Origin of the sequence: Pseudomonas sp. MM213, from assembly GCF_020423045.1 — a bacterium.
Classification (GTDB): Bacteria; Pseudomonadota; Gammaproteobacteria; order Pseudomonadales; family Pseudomonadaceae; genus Aquipseudomonas; species Aquipseudomonas migulae.
The window spans coordinates 3,402,455-3,422,226 of the sequence record NZ_CP081943.1 but is presented as its reverse complement, the minus strand read 5'-3'; the positions used below and the strand labels follow the sequence as shown (position 1 = coordinate 3,422,226).

17 protein-coding genes are annotated in these 19,772 nt (G+C 60.0%); 9 read left to right on the top strand and 8 right to left on the bottom strand.

What is annotated here, in order from left to right:
- Positions 1-106: 106 nt before the first annotated feature.
- Together K5R88_RS15465 and yejK are read right to left on the bottom strand one after the other, a co-directional pair.
- Entirely contained in the window at positions 107-457 is a 351-nt protein-coding gene (locus tag K5R88_RS15465; protein WP_226298002.1) for a glutaredoxin family protein, read from the bottom strand.
- Positions 457-1,461 (bottom strand): nucleoid-associated protein YejK, encoded by a 1,005-nt coding sequence (yejK, locus tag K5R88_RS15460; protein WP_008026670.1) that lies wholly within the window; start codon positions 1,459-1,461, stop codon positions 457-459. The genes K5R88_RS15465 and yejK overlap by 1 nt, the downstream gene beginning before the upstream one ends.
- 406 nt (positions 1,462-1,867) lie before the next feature.
- Here yejK and K5R88_RS15455 point away from each other — a divergent pair, with 406 nt between their 5' ends.
- Entirely contained in the window at positions 1,868-2,149 is a 282-nt protein-coding gene (locus tag K5R88_RS15455; RefSeq protein ID WP_007905514.1) for an HU family DNA-binding protein, read from the top strand.
- Positions 2,150-2,351: 202 nt separating this feature from the next.
- On the opposite strand, the gene rlmF is transcribed toward K5R88_RS15455, so the two are convergent.
- From rlmF to K5R88_RS15430, 5 genes are all read right to left on the bottom strand, one after another.
- Positions 2,352-3,380, bottom strand: a complete 1,029-nt coding sequence (gene rlmF / locus K5R88_RS15450; RefSeq protein WP_226298001.1) for a 23S rRNA (adenine(1618)-N(6))-methyltransferase RlmF — start codon at positions 3,378-3,380, stop codon at positions 2,352-2,354.
- 247 nt (positions 3,381-3,627) lie between these two features.
- Positions 3,628-6,474 carry a valine--tRNA ligase gene (locus K5R88_RS15445; protein WP_008026674.1) on the bottom strand — a complete coding sequence of 949 codons (2,847 nt, stop codon included), beginning with the start codon at positions 6,472-6,474 and terminating at the stop codon, positions 3,628-3,630.
- 236 nt (positions 6,475-6,710) lie between these two features.
- Positions 6,711-7,100, bottom strand: coding sequence for a DNA polymerase III subunit chi (locus K5R88_RS15440; protein WP_226298000.1), 390 nt, complete (start codon positions 7,098-7,100; stop codon positions 6,711-6,713).
- A gap of 8 nt (positions 7,101-7,108) precedes the next feature.
- Positions 7,109-7,537, bottom strand: coding sequence for a DNA polymerase III subunit chi (locus K5R88_RS15435; RefSeq protein WP_008026678.1), 429 nt, complete (start codon positions 7,535-7,537; stop codon positions 7,109-7,111).
- A gap of 60 nt (positions 7,538-7,597) precedes the next feature.
- Positions 7,598-9,088 (bottom strand): leucyl aminopeptidase, encoded by a 1,491-nt coding sequence (locus K5R88_RS15430; protein ID WP_226297999.1) that lies wholly within the window; start codon positions 9,086-9,088, stop codon positions 7,598-7,600.
- A 311-nt stretch (positions 9,089-9,399) separates the two neighbouring features.
- Here K5R88_RS15430 and lptF point away from each other — a divergent pair, with 311 nt between their 5' ends.
- From lptF to pdxJ, 8 genes are all read left to right on the top strand, one after another.
- Positions 9,400-10,518 (top strand): LPS export ABC transporter permease LptF, encoded by a 1,119-nt coding sequence (gene lptF, locus K5R88_RS15425; RefSeq protein ID WP_226297998.1) that lies wholly within the window; start codon positions 9,400-9,402, stop codon positions 10,516-10,518.
- Complete coding sequence (lptG, locus tag K5R88_RS15420; RefSeq protein ID WP_008042483.1) at positions 10,511-11,572, top strand: LPS export ABC transporter permease LptG; 1,062 nt, start codon at positions 10,511-10,513, stop codon at positions 11,570-11,572. The genes lptF and lptG overlap by 8 nt, the downstream gene beginning before the upstream one ends.
- A 265-nt stretch (positions 11,573-11,837) precedes the next feature.
- A complete protein-coding gene (lepA, locus tag K5R88_RS15415; protein ID WP_008026688.1) occupies positions 11,838-13,637 on the top strand; it encodes a translation elongation factor 4 in 1,800 nt (599 codons plus the stop codon).
- Positions 13,638-13,642: 5 nt separating this feature from the next.
- Positions 13,643-14,497: a signal peptidase I gene (gene lepB / locus K5R88_RS15410; RefSeq protein WP_008026689.1), complete on the top strand. Its 855-nt coding sequence runs from the start codon at positions 13,643-13,645 to the stop codon at positions 14,495-14,497.
- 184 nt (positions 14,498-14,681) lie between these two features.
- A complete protein-coding gene (rnc, locus tag K5R88_RS15405) occupies positions 14,682-15,371 on the top strand; it encodes a ribonuclease III (RefSeq protein WP_032828632.1) in 690 nt (229 codons plus the stop codon).
- Positions 15,364-16,266: a GTPase Era gene (gene era / locus K5R88_RS15400; protein WP_008026691.1), complete on the top strand. Its 903-nt coding sequence runs from the start codon at positions 15,364-15,366 to the stop codon at positions 16,264-16,266. Before rnc ends, era begins: the two co-directional genes overlap by 8 nt.
- 159 nt (positions 16,267-16,425) lie before the next feature.
- Positions 16,426-17,109 (top strand): DNA repair protein RecO, encoded by a 684-nt coding sequence (recO, locus tag K5R88_RS15395; protein WP_008026692.1) that lies wholly within the window; start codon positions 16,426-16,428, stop codon positions 17,107-17,109.
- 89 nt (positions 17,110-17,198) lie between these two features.
- Entirely contained in the window at positions 17,199-17,945 is a 747-nt protein-coding gene (pdxJ, locus tag K5R88_RS15390) for a pyridoxine 5'-phosphate synthase (RefSeq protein ID WP_008042485.1), read from the top strand.
- Between the two features lie 144 nt (positions 17,946-18,089).
- On the opposite strand, the gene mltF is transcribed toward pdxJ, so the two are convergent.
- The gene (gene mltF, locus K5R88_RS15385; RefSeq protein ID WP_032828633.1) at positions 18,090-19,550 is read right to left on the bottom strand and encodes a membrane-bound lytic murein transglycosylase MltF; all 1,461 of its coding nucleotides are present in this window, start codon (positions 19,548-19,550) and stop codon (positions 18,090-18,092) included.
- Between the last annotated feature and the right edge of the window lie 222 nt (positions 19,551-19,772).

Genomic DNA, 19,772 nt, shown 5'->3' with positions numbered 1-19,772 from the left:
GATAGCGGTGGATCAGTCAACATATTCATCGACTGACCCACCGCTATCGTCGGAACGCCGCCCGCAGCAAGCCGGCTCCTACAGGGGATTGTGTTGTGTTCAGGAGTTACTTCAGGGCTGCGAGGATGGTATCCGGGTCATACCCGCGAATCAGCGTTCCGTTGACATCGATGATCGGAATCCCGCCGCCACCCAACGCTTCATAAGCCTTGCGCGCCTCGGCGTCCTTCTCGATATCGAATTCCTTGTACGGAATGCCTTTCTGATCAAGAAAGCGCCGGGTCAGTTTGCAGTAACCGCACCACTCAGTGGCGTAGAGCACGACGTTAGCTTTGGCCTGAGTCTGTTCCGACACCACTTGGGCCGGATTAAACACCCGCTCGATCTTGCCCCAGTTCTGATAAACCACGACCACCAGCAAGATCAGCAGGAATTTCTTCAGCACGCTGCCAATCATCAGTTGCGTCGCTTGAGCTGATCAGTCAGCTGAGTCGGCAGGCCTTTGATGATCAGCGTGCCGGCTTCTTCGTCGTATTCGATCTTCGAGCCCAGCAGGTGCGCTTCGAAGCTGATCGACAGACCTTCGGCGCGACCGGTGAAGCGGCGGAACTGGTTCAGGGTGCGTTTATCCGCCGGGATCTCTGGTGAAAGCCCGTAGTCCTTGTTGCGAATGTGATCGTAAAAAGCTTTCGGACGCTCTTCGTCGATCAGTTCGGAGAGTTCTTCCAGGCCCATGGGTTCGCCCATTTTTGCCTGGCTGCTGGCGTAATCCACCAGGGTCTTGGTTTTTTCGCGGGCGGACTCTTCCGGCAAGTCTTCGCTTTCCACGAAGTCGCTGAATGCCTTGAGCAGCGTGCGTGTTTCGCCCGGGCCGTCGACGCCTTCCTGGCAGCCGATGAAGTCGCGGAAATACTCCGAAACCTTTTTGCCGTTCTTGCCTTTGATGAACGAAATGTACTGCTTGGACTGTTTGTTGTTCTGCCACTCGGAGACGTTGATTCGCGCCGCCAGGTGCAACTGGCCCAGATCGAGGTGGCGGGACGGGGTCACGTCCAGCTGATCGGTCACGGCAACGCCTTCACTGTGGTGCAGCAGCGCGATCGCCAGGTAATCGGTCATGCCCTGCTGGTAATGCGCAAACAGCACGTGGCCGCCCACCGAGAGGTTCGACTCTTCCATCAGCTTCTGCAGGTGTTCCACCGCCACGCGGCTGAACGCTGTGAAGTCCTTGCCGCCGTCGAGGTATTCCTTCAGCCAGCCGCTGAACGGGTGCGCCCCGGATTCGGCATGGAAGAAACCCCAGGCCTTGCCTTGTTTGGCGTTGTAGCTCTCGTTGAGGTCGGCAAGCATGTTCTCGATGGCGCTCGACTCGGCCAGTTCAGAGTCGCGAGCGTGGAGAACTGCGGGCGTGCCGTCGGGTTTTTTGTCGATCAGGTGGACGATGCAATGACGGATCGGCATGGGCTTCTCGGCTGTTTGATACGGCTTGTTGGAGAGAGCAGGGCAGGCTCCCGAAAAAGTGCCAAGTGTACCGCAACCACTGGTTTTGGCGCGGTGCGAAGGGCAATTCGTAGCCGACCGACGGCCCTTATGCAGTTTTTTCCTGTTTTAGAGCAATAAAGCTGACCAAATGGGTAGCAAGAGGCGGATATTTCCCCGTCTCTGTGCTAGTTTTGCCCGGTCTTACGCGAAGTCACTGCGTTAAGCGTGCATTCAGCATTTGTCAGGTCGAACCAAACCCTGATTTCGGTATCTATAACCCCGATCCCGTGGTTATTGGCCGAGGGTGCCAGATCCAGAAGATCGGGCTCGATGGCTGACACTGCACTCTGCAATCCATATGAATTTGATAGGGAAGGAACACTACATGGCTCTTACTAAAGACCAACTGATCGCCGACATCGCTGAAGCTATCGACGCGCCAAAAACCACCGCGCGTAACGCTCTGGACCAACTGGGCCAAATCGTTGCCGATCAGCTGGAAAACGGCGGCGAAATCACTCTGCCAGGTATCGGCAAGCTGAAAGTGACTGAGCGTCCTGCCCGTACCGGCCGTAACCCTTCGACTGGCGCTGCCATCGAAATCGCTGCCAAGAAAGTTATCAAGCTGGTTGTGGCCAAAGGCCTGACCGACGCTGTTAACAAGTAAGACGCAGTAAAAAAAACCGTGCTCCGGAGTGATCCGGGCACGGTTTTTTTGCGCCTGTGATTTGGCGTTGGGCTCGCAAACACCGCAAAACCAATGTGGGAGCGAGCCTGCTCGCGATTGCGGTGCGTCAGGCAATATTATTGTCACTGACATACCGCCATCGCGAGCAGGCTCGCTCCTACAGTTGATCTCCGTTGGTCAGTTACTCAGCTTTTTTAACCCAACGCTCGCGCCGCCAGACCTGCTGTTCGGATTTGGTCTGGAAGGTCCACGCAACGAAGCGGCTTTGCTTCTGGCCCTGGGACATTTCCACGACCTGGCTTTCCAGAACCCCGGCCTTTTTCAGCGCCGTCTCAATCGCCGGCAGGTTCGAGGCTTTCGAGACCAGGGTGCTGAACCACAGCACTTTGTGCTGAAAGTGCGCGCTTTCGGCAATCAGCTGCGTCACAAAACGGGCTTCGCCACCTTCGCACCACAATTCGGCCGACTGACCGCCGAAGTTCAGCACCGGCAGTTTGCGTTTCGGGTCGGCACGGCCAAGGGCGCGCCATTTGCGCTCGCTGCCTTTGGTCGCTTCGTCCATCGAAGCGTGGAACGGCGGGTTGCACATGGTCAGGTCGAAGCGTTCGCCGGGTTCGAGCAAGCCCAGCAGAATGTGCTTGGGATTGGTCTGCTGGCGCAGCTGGATGGCCTTGTTCAGACCGTTGGACTGGACGATGGCTTTGGCGGCGGCCACGGCCGTCGGGTCGATTTCCGAACCGAGGAAGTGCCAGCGGTAGTCGCTGTAGCCGATCAGCGGGTAGACGCAGTTGGCGCCCATGCCGATGTCGAGCACCTTGACCGGCGCACCACGCGGGATTTCGCCGTCATTAACGCTGGCCAGCAGGTCGGCCAGGAAGTGCACGTAGTCAGCACGGCCCGGCACCGGCGGGCAGAGGTAATCGGCTGGAATGTCCCAATGGGCGATGCCATAGAACGATTTCAGCAGCGCCCGGTTGAACACCCGCACCGCGTCCGGGCTAGCGAAGTCGATGCTTTCCTTGCCGTACGGGTTGATGATCACGAACTTCGCCAGTTCCGGCGTGGTTTTGATCAGCGCCGGGAAGTCGTAACGACCCTGATGGCGGTTGCGCGGGTGCAGGCTGGCCTTTTCACGCGGTTCCACGGCTTTGGCCGGGGTGGCGGAGTCAGGCTTCTTGCGCGCAGGGCGGGGTGTGCGGGGGGCGGTCATGGGCGTTGTCGATTCGGGTATGGCTGAAAGTGGCGGGTATTGTCCCACAGACCATGACTTGGCGGGGGACCTGTAGGAGCGAGGCTTGCCCGCGAAGAACGATAATGCGGTCTGTCAGGCATGCCGCATCATCGTTCTTCGCGGGCAAGTCGGGTCGCCGCATCGCTCGCTCCTACAGAAAGCAAAAAGTGGCGGGCATAAAAAAGGGAGGCCGTTGCGGGCCTCCCTTTTTCATTGCGATTTGCCGTTACAGGCTGGCAATCCGCGCATGCTGCTCGGCCAGTTTGCCCAAAGCCTGTTCGGCCTCAGCCAGTTTGGCGCGTTCCTTCTCGATGACTTCGGCCGGAGCCTTGTCGACGAAACCGGCGTTGGACAGCTTGCCGCCCACGCGCTGGACTTCGCCCTGCAGACGCAGGATTTCCTTGTCCAGACGGGCCAGTTCGGCGTCCTTGTCGATCAGGCCGGCCATCGGCACCAGCACTTCCATCTCACCCACCAGCGCGGTGGCGGACAGCGGTGCTTCTTCGCCGGCAGCCAACACGGTGATCGATTCGAGACGCGCCAGTTTCTTCAACAGGGCTTCGTTCTCGGTGAGACGACGCTGGTCTTCGGCGCTGACGTTTTTCAGGAAAATGTTCAGCGGCTTGCCTGGGCCGATGTTCATCTCGCCACGGATGTTGCGCGTGCCGAGCATCAGTTCCTTGAGCCATTCGATGTCGTTCTCGGCCGCCGGATCGATGCGCTCTTCATTGGCCACTGGCCAAGGCTGCAGCATGATCGTCTTGCCTTCGATACCGGCCAGCGGCGCGATGCGCTGCCAGATTTCTTCGGTGATGAACGGCATGAACGGGTGCGCCAGGCGCAACGCGACTTCCAGTACGCGCACCAGCGTGCGACGGGTGCCGCGCTGACGTTCGACCGGTGCGTTTTCGTCCCACAGCACAGGCTTGGACAGTTCCAGGTACCAGTCGCAATACTGGTTCCAGATGAACTCGTACAAGGCTTGTGCCGCGAGGTCGAAGCGGAACTGGTCGAGTTGACGGGTCACTTCGGCTTCGGTGCGTTGCAGCTGCGAGATGATCCAGCGATCCGCCAGCGACAGTTCGTAGGCTTCGCCGTTCTGGCCGCAGTCTTCGCCCTTGTCCAGCACGTAGCGCGCGGCGTTCCAGATCTTGTTGCAGAAGTTGCGATAGCCTTCGACGCGGCCCATGTCGAACTTGATGTCGCGACCGGTGGACGCCAGCGAGCAGAAGGTGAAGCGCAGGGCGTCGGTGCCGTAGCTGGCGATGCCGTCGGCGAACTCGTCGCGGGTCTGCTTCTCGATCTTTTTCGCCAGTTTCGGCTGCATCATGCCGGAGGTGCGTTTCTGCACCAGGTCTTCCAGCTCGATACCGTCGATGATGTCCAGTGGGTCCAGGACGTTGCCCTTGGACTTGGACATCTTCTGGCCCTGGCCATCTCGCACCAGACCGTGAACGTAAACGGTCTTGAACGGAACCTGCGGCGTGCCGTCTTCGTTTTTCACCAGGTGCATGGTGAGCATGATCATCCGGGCAACCCAGAAGAAAATGATGTCGAAACCGGTCACCAACACGTCGGTGGAGTGGAATTTCTTCAGGAATTCGGTCTGCTCAGGCCAGCCGAGCGTCGAGAATGTCCACAGGCCCGAACTGAACCAGGTGTCGAGAACGTCGTTGTCCTGTTGCAGCGCAACGTCCGGACCGAGGTTGTGCTTGGCACGCACTTCGGCTTCGTCGCGACCGACGTAGACTTTGCCCGACTCGTCGTACCAGGCCGGAATCCGGTGGCCCCACCACAGTTGACGGCTGATGCACCAATCCTGGATGTCGCGCATCCACGAGAAATACATGTTTTCGTACTGTTTAGGCACGAACTGGATACGGCCGTCTTCAACAGCGGCAATCGCCGGTTCAGCCAATGGCTTGGTGGACACGTACCACTGGTCGGTCAGCCACGGCTCAATGATGGTGCCGGAGCGGTCGCCTTTCGGCACTTTCAGTGCGTGATCGTTGACGCTGACCAGCAGGTCGGCAGAGTCAAACGCAGCAACGATTTGTTTGCGCGCTTCGAAGCGGTCGAGGCCGACGTATTCAGCCGGGATCTTGCCGTCGATGCTTTCGTTCAGCGTGCCGTCGAGGTTGAACACCTGGCAGGCCGGCAGTACGGCAGCGTTCTTGTCGAAGATGTTCAGCAGCGGCAGGTTATGACGCTTGCCGACTTCGTAGTCGTTGAAATCGTGGGCCGGGGTGATTTTCACGCAACCGGTGCCGAATTCAGGGTCGCAGTAATCGTCGGCGATGATCGGGATGCGGCGGCCAACCAGCGGCAGCTCGACAAATTTGCCGATCAGGGCTTTGTAGCGTTCATCGTTCGGGTTAACCGCGACGGCGGCGTCGCCGAGCATGGTTTCCGGGCGAGTGGTCGCGACGATCAGGTAATCATTGCCTTCAGCGGTCTTGGCGCCGTCGGCCAGCGGGTATTTCAGGTTCCACAGGAAACCTTTCTCGTCGTGGTTTTCCACTTCGAGGTCGGAAATCGCCGTGTGCAACTTGGTGTCCCAGTTGACCAGGCGCTTGCCGCGATAGATCAGGCCGTCTTCGTGCAGGCGCACGAACGCTTCTTTTACCGCTTCCGAGAGACCGTCGTCCATGGTGAAGCGCTCGCGGCCCCAGTCCACGGACGAGCCGAGACGGCGGATCTGACGGCTGATGTTGCCGCCGGACTGATCCTTCCATTCCCAGACTTTCTCGAGGAATTTTTCACGGCCCAGGTCGTGGCGATTCTGGCCTTGGGCTTCGAGTTGGCGTTCCACCAGCATTTGCGTGGCGATACCAGCGTGGTCGGTGCCCGGCTGCCACAGGGTGTTGCGACCCTGCATGCGGCGGAAACGGATCAGGGCGTCCATGATCGCGTTGTTGAAGCCGTGACCCATGTGCAGGCTGCCGGTGACGTTCGGCGGCGGGATCATGATGGTGTAGGACTCGCCCGCGCCTTGCGGGGCGAAGTAATTCTCAGACTCCCAGGTGTTGTACCAGGAAGTTTCAATGGCGTGCGGCTGGTAGGTCTTATCCATGCGCGGCGGGACCCTATTGGCATTAATTCAGGAAAAGCCGACGAGTATAGCGGGGCATGGGGCGCAGGGCGAGCGGGGGCGGACAGGGCGCAGTATCAAAAACACCGCAAATCCCTGTAGGAGCGAGCGGTGCGACGATTCGACTTGCCCGCGAAGAGGCAATCATGTCCAGCATTGATGGCGGCAGGCAGATCGCTTTCGCGGGCAAGCCTCGCTCCTACAGGGGGGTGTTGGGGTCAGTCGTTGTACTGGCTTAGCAACCGCTCAAGGCGCGCGCTGAGGCGGCGTTTGATTTCGGTTTCGATGTGCGGGGCGAAGTCGTCGATCACGTCTTGCATGATCAGTTGCGCGGCGGCGCGCAGTTCGCTGTCCAGGTGCAGCAGGTCGTCTGGACCTTTGGTTGCAGCGGGTGTCGGTTGCGCGGCAGCGGCGACTGGCGTCGGTGGGACGGTGGGCTGACTGGCGCTGACCGTGTCGAACAACATCGGAATCTGTTCCTGCTCTCCATCGTCGACCGTGTCGGTCAGCAGCGGTGGTTGCAGGTTGTCATCGCCGAGCAGTTGGCGGATCGACTCAAGGTCGTCCAGCAGGTGCGCGGACTTTTGCAGCGGTTTTGGAGTGTCCATCGGAATGCTCAGAGTCGCTGTAAACGGTGATCTTGCAGAGGATAGCCCTGTTCGCGGTAGAAACGGAAACTCTCCCGCGCAGCCGTGCGTATCGCCGGATCCTCCACCACCACTTCCGCCACCCGGGCGAATTTGTTGGCAAAGGCCGGGACTTTCAGGTCGAGATTGACCAGCAAATCCTGATGTTGACCGCAGTCATCGCCAAGACCCAGCACAATCAAACCGTCCGGCTCGCTTTCGGCGGGGCCGTGGGGCACGAAGCTTTCGCCCTTGAAGGCCCACAGGCGTGCATCGAGATCGTCACGCTGGGCGGCATCGCTGCAATGCAGGTAGATGCGATGGCCCATGCGCCAGGCTTTATCGGTGAGCTTGCAGGCGAAATCCAGCCGTGCCGAAGGATCGGCGCTGGGCAGGATATAGAAGTCGACTTTGGTCATTGCGGTTCCTGAGCCCCAGGCGGCGTCGCCCGAAAGCAACGCCGCCCGAGGTCATCGGTTTCAGGCTTTGGCGCGGTCCAGCAGGTACTGGGTCAGCAATGGAACCGGACGGCCAGTGGCGCCCTTATCCTTGCCGCCGCTGGTCCAGGCGGTACCGGCGATGTCCAGGTGCGCCCAGTTCAGGTTCTTGGTGAAGCGCGACAGGAAGCAGGCAGCGGTGATGGTGCCGGCTTTCGGGCCGCCAATGTTGGCGATGTCGGCGAACGGGCTGTCCAGCTGCTCTTGATACTCGTCGAACAACGGCAGTTGCCAGGCGCGGTCGTCAGCCGATTGGCCGGCGCTCAGCAGCTGGTCGATCAGTTCGTCGTTGTTGCCCAGCAGGCCGGAGGTGTGCGCACCCAATGCAACGACGCAAGCGCCGGTCAGGGTTGCGATGTCGATCACGGCTTGCGGCTTGAAGCGCTCGGAGTAGGTCAGGGCGTCGCACAGCACCAGACGGCCTTCGGCGTCGGTGTTGAGGATTTCCACGGTCTGGCCGCTCATGGTGGTGACGATGTCGCCCGGACGCGAAGCGTTGCCGCTCGGCATGTTCTCGGCGCAGGCGAGGATGCACACCAGGTTGATCGGCAGTTTCAGCTCGAGCACGGCGCGCAGGGTGCCGAAGACACTGGCGGCGCCGCCCATGTCGTACTTCATTTCATCCATGCCGGCGCCCGGCTTCAGGCTGATGCCGCCGGTGTCGAAGGTGATGCCTTTGCCGACCAGGGCGTACGGCTTCTCGGATTTCTTGCCGCCGTTGTATTGCATGACGATCAGGCGCGGCGGCTGGGCGCTGCCCTGGCCGACGGCGTAGAACGAGCCCATGCCCAGTTCCTTGATTTTCTTCTCATCAAGGACTTCGACTTTCAGGCTTTTGAATTCTTTACCGAGGTTTTTCGCTTGTTCGCCGAGGAACGTCGGGTGGCAGATGTTCGGCGGCAGGTTGCCCAGGTTGCGGGTGAACGCCATGCCATTGGCGATCGCGGTGGCGTGGGCCACGGCGCGCTCGACTTCAGCCTGGGCCGCCTTGATGGTCACCAGGGTGACTTTCTTCAGGGCGCGAGGTTCGGCTTTCTGGCTCTTGAACTGATCGAAGGTGTATTCGCCGTCCACCAGGGTTTCGGCCAGCAGACGGGTTTTGCCATAGCTGTCGCGACCCTTGACGATCACTTCGTCCAGCGCCAGCACAGCATCGCTGCCGCCCAGGCCTTTCAGGGTGTTGAGGACGCCGGCGATGATTTTACGGAACGGGCGGTCACCCAGCTCTTCGTCCTTGCCCACGCCGACCAGCAACACGCGCTCGGCTTTCAGGTTCGGCAGGCTGTGCAGCAACAGGCTCTGGCCAACCTTGCCGGCCAGGTCGCCACGCTTGAGCACAGCGCTGATGGCGCCCCCGCTCAGTTCGTCGAGTTGTTTGGCAACGGCGCCGAGCTTGCGGCCTTCGCCGACGGCGACCACCAGGGTGGCGGTTTTCAACGTTTCTGGGTTAACGCTTTTTACAACCAGTTCCATGTCCGGGTCCCTGAATGATGGGTCAACACGCAAGTGCTCGACGACAGACGTTCGAGCCTGCTTATTTATAGAGTGAAAGACGCAAGTCACGGCTTGCGACAAAGGCCGCAGTTTGAACCTCGCTACCGGCGCCTGACAACCCTCGGTTGTACGATCTTCTGCGCTTTGGCCGCCTGCGTAACCATGCGCAGTGACAGGCGCGTCCAATCACAGGATAATGCGCCAACTTTTTTCGGCAGCTCTGTCTTGCGGGCTGCCTGATACGTTTGCTTGTTTGGCCGCCTTAGCCTGACAACCCTGGAGTGTCTGGTTTGATCGTCTTCCGTTACCTATCCCGCGAAGTCCTGTTGACCTTGAGCGCCGTCAGTGCCGTGCTGCTGGTCATCATCATGAGCGGACGCTTCATCAAATACCTCGCCCAGGCGGCGGCTGGCCTTCTGGATCCGGGCTCGCTGTTCCTGATCATGGGCTTTCGCCTGCCAGGCTTTCTGCAACTGATCCTGCCGCTGGGCCTGTTCCTCGGGATCCTGCTGGCCTACGGTCGCCTGTACCTTGAAAGTGAAATGACCGTGCTCTCTGCCACGGGCATGAGCCAGCAGCGCCTGTTCACCATGACCCTGTTTCCGGCCACCCTGGTGGCACTGGTGGTGGCATGGTTGAGCCTGAGCCTGGCGCCACAAGGGGCCAATCAGTTTCAGTTGCTGCTGAACAAACAAGACGCGCTGACCGAGTTCGATACCCTCGAGCCGGGCCGCTTCCAGGCCCTGCGTGACGGCACCCGGGTGACCTACACCGAAACCCTGTCGGATGACCGCATCCACCTCGGCGGCGTGTTCATTTCGCAAAAGAACGTCTCGTCGGACAAGAAGGATCGCGGGATTTCCGTGCTGGTGGCCGAGAAGGGCCGTCAGGAAATCCGCCCCGACGGTAACCGTTACCTGATTCTCGACAACGGTTATCGCTACGACGGTAACCCGGGGCAGGCCGACTATCGTGCGATCAAGTACGAAGAGTACGGCGTGTTGCTGCCTAAGCCGGACGTCAGCGACGAAGTCACCGACCGTGATGCAATGACCACCAGTTCGTTGCTCGGCAGTGATGACCTGCGTTCGCGCACTGAGCTGCAATGGCGTCTGTCCTTGCCCTTGCTGGTCTTCATCGTGACCTTGATGGCGGTGCCGCTGTCGCGGGTCAATCCGCGCCAGGGCCGTTTCCTCAAGCTGCTGCCGGCGATTCTTCTTTATATGGCTTACCTGAGCATCCTGATTGCCGCTCGCGGCGCCCTCGAAAAGGGCAAGATCCCGCCCGCGCTGGGCTTGTGGTGGGTTCACGCAATCTTCCTGGCCATCGGCCTTGGCTTGCTCTATTGGGAACCCTGGCAGTTGAAGCGGGCGAGTCGCCGCAGCGCGCTGGAGGTGGCCCGTGGTTAAGCTCGATCGCTACATCGGTAGCAGCGTCTTTATCGCGATCCTGGCGGTACTGGGGATTATTCTCGGTCTGGCCACGCTGTTCGCTTTCATCGACGAGATGGGTGAAGTCAGCGATACCTACACCCTGGTCGATGTCTTGAGTTACGTCCTGCTGACCGCGCCGCGCCGTCTTTACGACATGTTGCCGATGGCAGCACTGATCGGCTGCCTGATCGGCCTCGGCAGTCTGGCCAGTCACAGCGAGCTGACCATCATGCGCGCTGCGGGCGTGTCGATCGGCCGGATCGTCTGGGCCGTAATGAAGCCGATGTTGATCCTGATGGTGGTGGGCGTGTTGATTGGCGAGTACATCGCGCCGGCGACCGAAAGCACCGCGCAGGCCAACCGCTCGCTGGCTCAAGGTAGTGGTGATGCGCAAAGCGCCAAGCATGGCCTGTGGCACCGTCAGGGCGAGGAGTTCATCCACGTCAACTCGGTACAACCCAACGGCGTGCTGTACGGCGTGACCCGTTATCGCTTCGACGATCAGCGGCACATGCTGTCCTCGAGCTTCGCCAAACGCGCGAAATTCGATCAGGATCACTGGCAGTTGAGCGATGTCACGACCACGCTGTTCCATGACAAGAGCACTGAAGTGGTCACGGCCCCGGTCGAGCGCTGGAACGTGGCGCTGAGCCCGCAACTGCTGAGCACCGTGGTGATGTCGCCGGATTCGCTGTCGATCACCGGCCTGTGGAGTTACATCCACTACCTGGCGGATCAGGGGTTGAACAATGGCCGCTACTGGTTGGCATTTTGGGTCAAGGTGTTGCAGCCGCTGGTCACTGCCGCCCTGGTACTGATGGCGATCTCCTTCATCTTCGGTCCGTTGCGCTCGGTTACCCTCGGTCAGCGGGTATTCACCGGCGTGCTGGTGGGTTTCACCTTCCGCATCGTCCAGGATTTGTTGGGGCCTTCGAGCCTGGTGTTCGGGTTCTCGCCGCTGTTTGCGGTGCTGGTGCCGGCGGGTGTGTGTGCCCTGGCAGGTGTCTACCTCCTGCGCCGAGCCGGTTGAAACACGCGAACCTGTAGGAGCCGGCTTGGTGCGGGCGGCGTTCCGACGATAGCGCATCGCTGCGGTCACCCAGACCCACCGCGACGCCCCCATCGCCAGCAAGCCGGCTCCTGCAAAAGCCTTCAAAAACGCCCCTGTCGCAAGACCGGGGCGTTTTTTGTAGGTGCCGTCTGACCTGCGAACGTGACGCTTGCGCCGTGGATCAGGTACAATTCCCGGCTATTTTTCGGCGGGCCATGCCTGCAGCCTTTTTGAGTGTTGATCCGTGAGTGATTTGAGTCATATCCGCAATTTCTCCATCATCGCCCACATTGACCATGGCAAGTCGACGCTGGCCGATCGCTTCATCCAGATGTGCGGCGGCCTTGCCGAGCGCGAAATGGAAGCCCAGGTGCTGGACTCCATGGACCTGGAACGTGAACGCGGGATCACCATCAAGGCCCACAGCGTCACCCTCTATTACACCGCTCGCGATGGTATCAAGTACCAGCTGAACTTCATTGACACCCCGGGCCACGTTGACTTCACCTACGAAGTCAGCCGGTCGCTGGCGGCCTGTGAAGGTGCCTTGCTGGTGGTCGATGCCGGTCAGGGCGTGGAAGCGCAGTCGGTTGCCAACTGCTACACGGCGATCGAACAGGGCCTGGAAGTCATGCCGGTCCTGAACAAGATCGACCTGCCACAGGCCGATCCGGACCGCGTCAAGGAAGAAATCGAAAAAATCATCGGCATCGATGCCACCGACGCGGTCACTTGCAGTGCCAAGACCGGTCTGGGCGTCGATGAAGTGCTGGAGCGCCTGGTCACCACCATTCCGGCGCCGACCGGCAACTACGACGATCCGCTGCAAGCGTTGATCATCGACTCCTGGTTCGACAACTACCTGGGCGTTGTGTCCCTGGTGCGCGTGCGCCACGGTCGCGTGAAGAAGGGCGACAAGATCCTGGTCAAGTCCACCGGCAAGATCCACCTGGTGGACAGCGTCGGTGTATTCAACCCGAAACACACCCCTACCGCCGACCTGAAGGCCGGTGAAGTGGGCTTCATTATCGCGAGCATCAAGGACATTCACGGTGCGCCAGTGGGCGACACCCTGACCTTGAGCTCCACCCCCGACGTTGACGTGCTGCCAGGTTTCAAACGCATTCAACCGCAGGTGTACGCCGGTCTGTTCCCGGTCAGCTCCGACGACTTCGAAGATTTCCGTGAAGCCCTGCAAAAGCTCACGCTCAACGACTCGTCGCTGCAGTACACCCCGGAAAGCTCCGACGCCCTGGGCTTCGGCTTCCGTTGCGGTTTCCTCGGCATGCTGCACATGGAAATCATCCAGGAGCGCCTGGAGCGCGAGTACGACCTGGACCTGATCACCACGGCGCCGACGGTAATTTTCGAGCTGTTGCTGAAAACCGGTGAAACGATCTACGTCGATAACCCGTCGAAGCTTCCGGACCTGTCCACGATCGAAGACATGCGCGAGCCGATCGTGCGGGCCAACATTCTTGTGCCGCAAGAACACCTGGGCAACGTTATTACCCTGTGCATCGAGAAGCGTGGCGTGCAGCACGACATGCTGTTCCTCGGTACCCAGGTTCAGGTGACCTACGATTTGCCGATGAACGAAGTGGTCCTGGACTTCTTCGACCGTCTGAAATCCACCAGCCGTGGCTATGCTTCGCTGGATTACCATTTCGATCGTTATCAATCGGCTAATCTGGTGAAACTGGATGTGTTGATCAACGGTGACAAGGTCGACGCCCTGGCGCTGATCGTGCACCGTGACAATGCGAACTACAAAGGTCGCCAGTTGACCGAGAAGATGAAAGAACTGATTCCACGGCAGATGTTCGACGTGGCAATCCAGGCCGCCATTGGCGGTCAGATTGTGGCGCGGACAACCGTCAAGGCACTCAGAAAGAACGTATTGGCCAAATGCTACGGTGGTGACGTCAGCCGTAAGAAAAAGCTGCTGGAAAAGCAAAAGGCCGGTAAGAAACGCATGAAGCAAGTCGGCAACGTGGAAATTCCACAAGAAGCCTTCCTTGCAGTGCTCAGGTTGGATAGTTAGGTCCTATGTCACTAAATTTCCCGCTGTTGCTGGTCATCGCCGTGTTCGTCTGCGGCCTGTTGGCGTTGCTTGATCTGGTTTTCCTGGCGCCGCGTCGGCGTGCCGCCATCGCCTCCTATCAGGGCAGCGTCAGCCAGCCGGATGTGGTGGTGGTCGAGAAGCTGAACAAAGAGCCGCTGCTGGTCGAATACGGCAAGTCGTTCTTCCCGGTGTTGTTCATCGTGCTGGTCCTGCGTTCGTTCCTGGTGGAGCCGTTCCAGATTCCTTCCGGCTCGATGAAACCGACGCTGGATGTCGGCGACTTCATTCTGGTGAGCAAGTTTTCCTACGGGATCCGCCTGCCGGTGATCGACAAGAAAGTCATCGATGTCGGTGATCCGCAGCGCGGCGATGTGATGGTGTTCCGTTACCCGAGTGATCCGAACGTCAACTACATCAAGCGTGTGGTCGGCCTGCCGGGTGACCAGGTTCGCTACACCGCCGACAAGCGCCTGTTCGTCAACGGCGAGTCGATTGCCGAGCAACTGGTCGGCTCCGAGCCGGGCACGCTGGGCAGCGCCGAGCTCTACAAGGAAAAACTCGGCGCCGCCGAGCACTTGATCCGCAAGGAAATGAGCCGTTATCGCGCATCGCCTGACCATACGTGGACCGTGCCTGCCGGGCACTACTTCATGATGGGCGACAACCGCGACAACTCGAACGACAGTCGTTACTGGGATGATCCGACTATTCCCAAGGATCTGCTGGGCATGGTTCCCGACAAGAATATCGTCGGCAAGGCCTTCGCAGTCTGGATGAGCTGGCCGGAACCCAAACTCAGTCACCTGCCGAATTTCTCGCGGGTTGGCCTGATCAAGTAATCACACACGGCGCTGTTGAACACAGCGCCGAATGCATTTCTGGAACTGCCACAATCGGCGCCAGATGCATGAAAACAATGATATTCAGGACGTAATTTTTGAACACAGCGTTAATTGTCCCAAGCCTGCGCCGCACCACGGCGATGGCGGTGGAATCCAGCCACGAACTCAGCGTGGGTAAACCGTGAGCGTCTCCTTAAGCCGTCTAGAGCGTCAGCTCGGCTACACCTTCAAGGATCAGGAACTGATGGTCCTGGCCCTGACTCACCGCAGCTTTGCCGGGCGCAACAACGAACGCCTGGAATTCCTCGGTGATGCCATCCTCAACTTCGTCGCTGGCGAGGCGCTGTTCGATCGCTTCCCGCTGGCCCGCGAAGGCCAGTTGTCGCGTTTGCGCGCACGTCTGGTGAAAGGTGAGACTCTGGCTGTACTGGCCCGCGGTTTCGATCTGGGCGATTACTTGCGTCTGGGTTCCGGCGAGTTGAAAAGCGGCGGTTTCCGTCGCGAGTCGATTCTGGCCGATGCCCTGGAAGCGCTGATCGGTGCGATCTACCTGGACGCCGGCATGGACGTGGCGCGCGAACGCGTGCTGGCCTGGCTGGCCGGCGAGTTCGAAGGCCTGACACTGGTCGACACCAACAAAGATCCAAAAACCCGCCTGCAGGAATTCCTGCAGTCCCGTGGTTGTGAGCTGCCGCGTTACGAAGTGGTGGATATCCAGGGTGAGCCGCATTGCCGGACGTTCTTCGTCGAATGCGAAATCACCTTACTGAATGAAAAAAGCCGAGGTCAGGGTGTGAGTCGTCGTATTGCCGAACAGGTAGCGGCCGCCGCAGCACTGATAGCCCTGGGTGTGGAGAATGGCAATGACTGATTCAACCGCAACACGCTGTGGCTATGTTGCCATCGTCGGCCGTCCCAACGTGGGCAAGTCCACGCTGCTGAACCACATCCTCGGCCAGAAGCTGGCGATCACTTCGCGCAAGCCTCAGACCACCCGCCACAACATGCTGGGCATCAAGACCGAAGGCGCCGTCCAGGCGATCTACGTCGACACCCCGGGCATGCACAAGGGCGGCGAAAAGGCCTTGAACCGCTACATGAACAAGACCGCTTCGGCGGCGTTGAAAGACGTCGACGTGGTGATCTTCGTGGTGGATCGCACCAAGTGGACCGACGAAGACCAGATGGTGCTCGAGCGCGTCCAGTACGTGACCGGCCCGCTGATCGTGGCGTTGAACAAGACCGACCGCATCGAAGACAAAGCCGAGCTGATGCCGCACCTGACCTGGTTGCAGGAACAGCTGCCGAACGCGCAGATCATGCCGATCTCGGCCCAGCACGGGCATAACCTCGACACGCTGGAGCGAGTGATCGCCGAGCACCTGCCGGAAAACGATCACTTCTTCCCGGAAGACCAGATCACCGACCGCAGCAGCCGCTTCCTCGCCGCTGAGCTGGTGCGTGAGAAAATCATGCGTCAGCTGGGCGCCGAGCTGCCGTACCAGATCACCGTGGAAATCGAAGAGTTCAAGCAGCAGGGGAAAACCCTGCACATTCATGCGTTGATCCTCGTCGAACGTGACGGCCAGAAGAAAATCATCATTGGCGACAAGGGCGAGCGTATCAAGCGCATCGGCACCGAGGCGCGCAAGGACATGGAGCTGCTGTTCGACTCCAAGATCATGCTCAACCTCTGGGTCAAAGTGAAAGGCGGCTGGTCCGACGATGAGCGCGCATTGCGTTCGCTGGGTTACGGCGACCTGTAAACCTGAGCCCAGGTGATAAAACTGTGGGAGCGAGCCTGCTCGCGATAGCGGTCTGTCAGTCAACAATTTTGTTGAATGTCAGTCCCTCATCGCGAGCAGGCTCGCTCCCACAGTGGTTTTGGGGTGTTAGTAAAATCGCGATCCGTCATTGAGAGCTCCATGTCCCAGCCCATCGGCCAACCCGCCTACGTCCTCCACTCCCGCGCCTACCGCGAAAACAGCGCACTGGTGGATTTCCTCACGCCGCAAGGTCGGCTGCGGGCGGTGTTGCGCAGTGCGCGGGGCAAGGCCGGGACGTTGGCGCGGCCGTTCGTGCCGCTGGAAGTCGAGTTCCGGGGGCGGGGCGAACTGAAGAATGTCGGGCGCATGGAAAGTGCCGGTACGTCGACATGGCTCATCGGTGAGGCGCTGTTCAGCGGGCTTTACCTCAATGAGCTGTTGATTCGCCTGTTGCCATCAGAAGATCCCCATCCCGCTGTCTTCGATCACTACGCCGCGACTTTGCTTGCGCTGGCCGAAGGCCGCCCGCTGGAGCCGCTGCTGCGTTCCTTCGAATGGCGCTTGCTCGACGATCTCGGTTACGGCTTCGCGCTGAACACCGACATCCACGGCGAACCCGTCGCGCCGGACGGCCTGTATCGTCTACAGGTGGATGCCGGCCTGGAACGGGTCTACCTGCTGCAACCCGGTCTGTTCAACGGCACCGAGTTGCTGGCCATGGCCGACGCCGACTGGTCGGCCCCCGGCGCGTTGTCCGCCGCCAAGCGTTTGATGCGCCAGGCATTGGCCGTTCACCTGGGCGGTCGTCCCCTGGTTTCCCGAGAGTTGTTTCGAAAGCCGTAGGGTCTTGATCTTCGCTCCCACCAAGGATCAACAGACCCTGTTGCCCCGTGTATGCTGTGCGCCGAATCTTTAAATTCAGGAGCGCTTCCGTGACCACCAGCAATCGCATTCTTCTTGGCGTGAACATCGACCACGTTGCCACCCTGCGCCAGGCCCGGGGCACTCGCTATCCCGATCCGGTCAAGGCCGCACTGGACGCGGAAGAGGCGGGCGCTGACGGCATCACCGTGCACCTTCGCGAAGACCGTCGGCACATTCAGGAACGTGACGTGCTGGTGCTCAAGGATGTGCTGCAAACCCGCATGAACTTCGAAATGGGCGTCACCGAAGAAATGATGGTGTTCGCCGAGCGCATCCGTCCGGCGCACATTTGCCTGGTGCCGGAAACCCGCCAGGAACTGACCACCGAAGGCGGTCTGGACGTAGCGGGGCAGGAAGCGCGGATCAAGGCGGCAGTGGATCGCCTGGCGAAGATCGGTTGCGAAGTGTCGCTGTTCATCGATGCGGACGAGCGGCAGATCGAAGCGTCCCGTCGTGTCGGTGCTCCGGCGATTGAATTGCACACCGGTCGTTATGCCGATGCCGAGACACCAACCGACGTGGCTGAAGAGCTCAAGCGCGTGGCCGATGGCGTGGCATTTGGTCTGGCGCAGGGTTTGATCGTCAACGCCGGTCACGGTTTGCACTATCACAACGTCGAAGCGGTCGCGGCGATCAAGGGCATCAACGAACTGAACATCGGCCATGCGCTGGTGGCGCATGCGTTGTTTGTCGGGTTCAAGTCGGCGGTGTCTGAAATGAAGGCGTTGATCCTGGCCGCAGCGTTGAAGGGCTAAGTCGGAGGTGCTGCCTTCGCGGGCAAGCCTCGCTCCTACAGGGGCGGTGCCATACGCAAAATTGCGGCACAACACGGACCTGTAGGAGCGAGCGGTGCGGCGATCCGACTTGCCCGCGAAGGCGTCCTCAAAAGCAACACAAATCTAAAGCTGCGGGGTTTCCTGGCTCGGCTTGGTCTTGTCGACCCCCGGCACATGCAGATTGCCTTCGGCCACCTGATTGCCTTCCAGCTGAGGCTGCGTCACCCAGGTCAGGATGTCGTAGTAGCGACGGATGTTCGCCACGAAATGCACCGGCTCGCCGCCACGGGCGTAGCCGTAACGGGTTTTGCTGTACCACTTTTTCTCGGACAGGCGCGGCAGGATTTTCTTCACGTCCAGCCATTTGTCCGGGTTCAGCCCTTCCTTGGCCGCCAGTTTGCGCGCGTCATCCAGGTGACCGCTGCCGACGTTGTAGGCCGCCAGCGCAAACCAGGTACGGTCCGGTTCCTGGATCGACTCATCCAGCTGTTCCTTCATGTAGGCCAGGTACTTGGCGCCGCCCATGATGCTCTGCTTCGGATCGAGGCGATTGGACACGCCCATCGCCTGCGCGGTGTTCTGGGTCAGCATCATCAGGCCACGCACGCCGGTCTTCGACGTGACGGCCGCTTGCCACAGGGATTCCTGATAACCGACCGCCGCCAGCAGGCGCCAGTCGACCTTTTCTTTCTTGGCGTAGGTCTTGAAGTGTTGCTCGTACTTGGGCAGTCGTTGCTGCAAATGCTGGGCGAAGGTGGTGGCGCCCATGTAACCGAGGACGTCGACGTGCCCGTAATAACGGTCCTTCAGGCGTTGCAGCGTGCCGTTCTTCTTTACCTTGTCGAGGTAGGCGTTGATCTCGTTGAGCAGGCTGTTGTCGTCGCCGGCGGCGACGGCCCAGCTCTGGTCGCTGGCGTCACCGAGGTCGAAGGCGACCCGGATATTGGTGAAGTAGACCTGGTTCATCGCCACTTCGTTGGAGTCGACCAGGGTCAGGTCAATCTGGCCTTCATCGACCATGCGCAGCAGGTCGACGACTTCAACCGCGTCGGACTCTTCGTATTCAATGCCGGGAAACTTCTGTTTCAACTCCGCCAGTTGCCCGGCGTGGGTGCTGCCCTTGAGCACCATGATCTTCTTGCCGACCAGATCCTTTGCATCGGTCGGCCGCGACTGGCCGTTGCGATAGATGATCTGCGGGGTGACTTCCAGATAAGAGTGGGAAAACCGCACTTGCTGTTTGCGCGCTTCGCTGCTGACCAGGCCGGCCGCAGCGATCACCGGACCGTTGGGCTTGCCCACCTGGCTGTACAGGTCGTCAAGGTTGTCGGCGGTTTCGATTTTGAGTTCGACCCCCAGATCGTCGGCGAAGCGCTTCACCAGCTCGTATTCGAAGCCGGTTTCACCGTTGCGATCCTGAAAGTAGGTAGCGGGGCTGTTTCGGGTAACCACCCGCAGCACGCCATCCTCCTTTACGCGCTCCAGCGTGTTGGGTTTATCAACACAGCCACTGAGCATCAGGAAGAGTCCGGTTGCGATCAGCCATTTGGCGTACCGCGGACGCAAAGCCGTTGGGGAAAACATCTGCGCAGTATACGCAAAGGACCACGAGCGCCATATCTCGACAGCGAAGGCCTTGTCTGCTAGAGAGCGAAAAACCGCTCTGGAGCCCGCAGGAATGGGCTCGAACGGCTTTTTGTGACACAAAAAATAACACCTGGCCGGCCGCTGTTTCAGGTCCGGATACCCGGCCCGACGTCCGGGTGACGCCGCCCGTACCGTTTCGGGTGATGTCGCGGGCGGTTT

Excerpts from the sequence above, each read along its gene's own strand:
- K5R88_RS15465 (WP_226298002.1), bottom strand. The coding sequence starts at position 457 with ATGATTGGCAGCGTGCTGAAGAAATTCCTGCTGATCTTGCTGGTGGTC.
- yejK (WP_008026670.1), bottom strand. The coding sequence starts at position 1,461 with ATGCCGATCCGTCATTGCATCGTCCACCTGATCGACAAAAAACCCGAC.
- K5R88_RS15455 (WP_007905514.1), top strand. The coding sequence starts at position 1,868 with ATGGCTCTTACTAAAGACCAACTGATCGCCGACATCGCTGAAGCTATC.
- rlmF (WP_226298001.1), bottom strand. The coding sequence starts at position 3,380 with ATGACCGCCCCCCGCACACCCCGCCCTGCGCGCAAGAAGCCTGACTCC.
- K5R88_RS15445 (WP_008026674.1), bottom strand. The coding sequence starts at position 6,474 with ATGGATAAGACCTACCAGCCGCACGCCATTGAAACTTCCTGGTACAAC.
- K5R88_RS15440 (WP_226298000.1), bottom strand. The coding sequence starts at position 7,100 with ATGGACACTCCAAAACCGCTGCAAAAGTCCGCGCACCTGCTGGACGAC.
- K5R88_RS15435 (WP_008026678.1), bottom strand. The coding sequence starts at position 7,537 with ATGACCAAAGTCGACTTCTATATCCTGCCCAGCGCCGATCCTTCGGCA.
- K5R88_RS15430 (WP_226297999.1), bottom strand. The coding sequence starts at position 9,088 with ATGGAACTGGTTGTAAAAAGCGTTAACCCAGAAACGTTGAAAACCGCC.
- lepB (WP_008026689.1), top strand. The coding sequence starts at position 13,643 with ATGTCACTAAATTTCCCGCTGTTGCTGGTCATCGCCGTGTTCGTCTGC.
- era (WP_008026691.1), top strand. The coding sequence starts at position 15,364 with ATGACTGATTCAACCGCAACACGCTGTGGCTATGTTGCCATCGTCGGC.
- recO (WP_008026692.1), top strand. The coding sequence starts at position 16,426 with ATGTCCCAGCCCATCGGCCAACCCGCCTACGTCCTCCACTCCCGCGCC.
- mltF (WP_032828633.1), bottom strand. The coding sequence starts at position 19,550 with ATGTTTTCCCCAACGGCTTTGCGTCCGCGGTACGCCAAATGGCTGATC.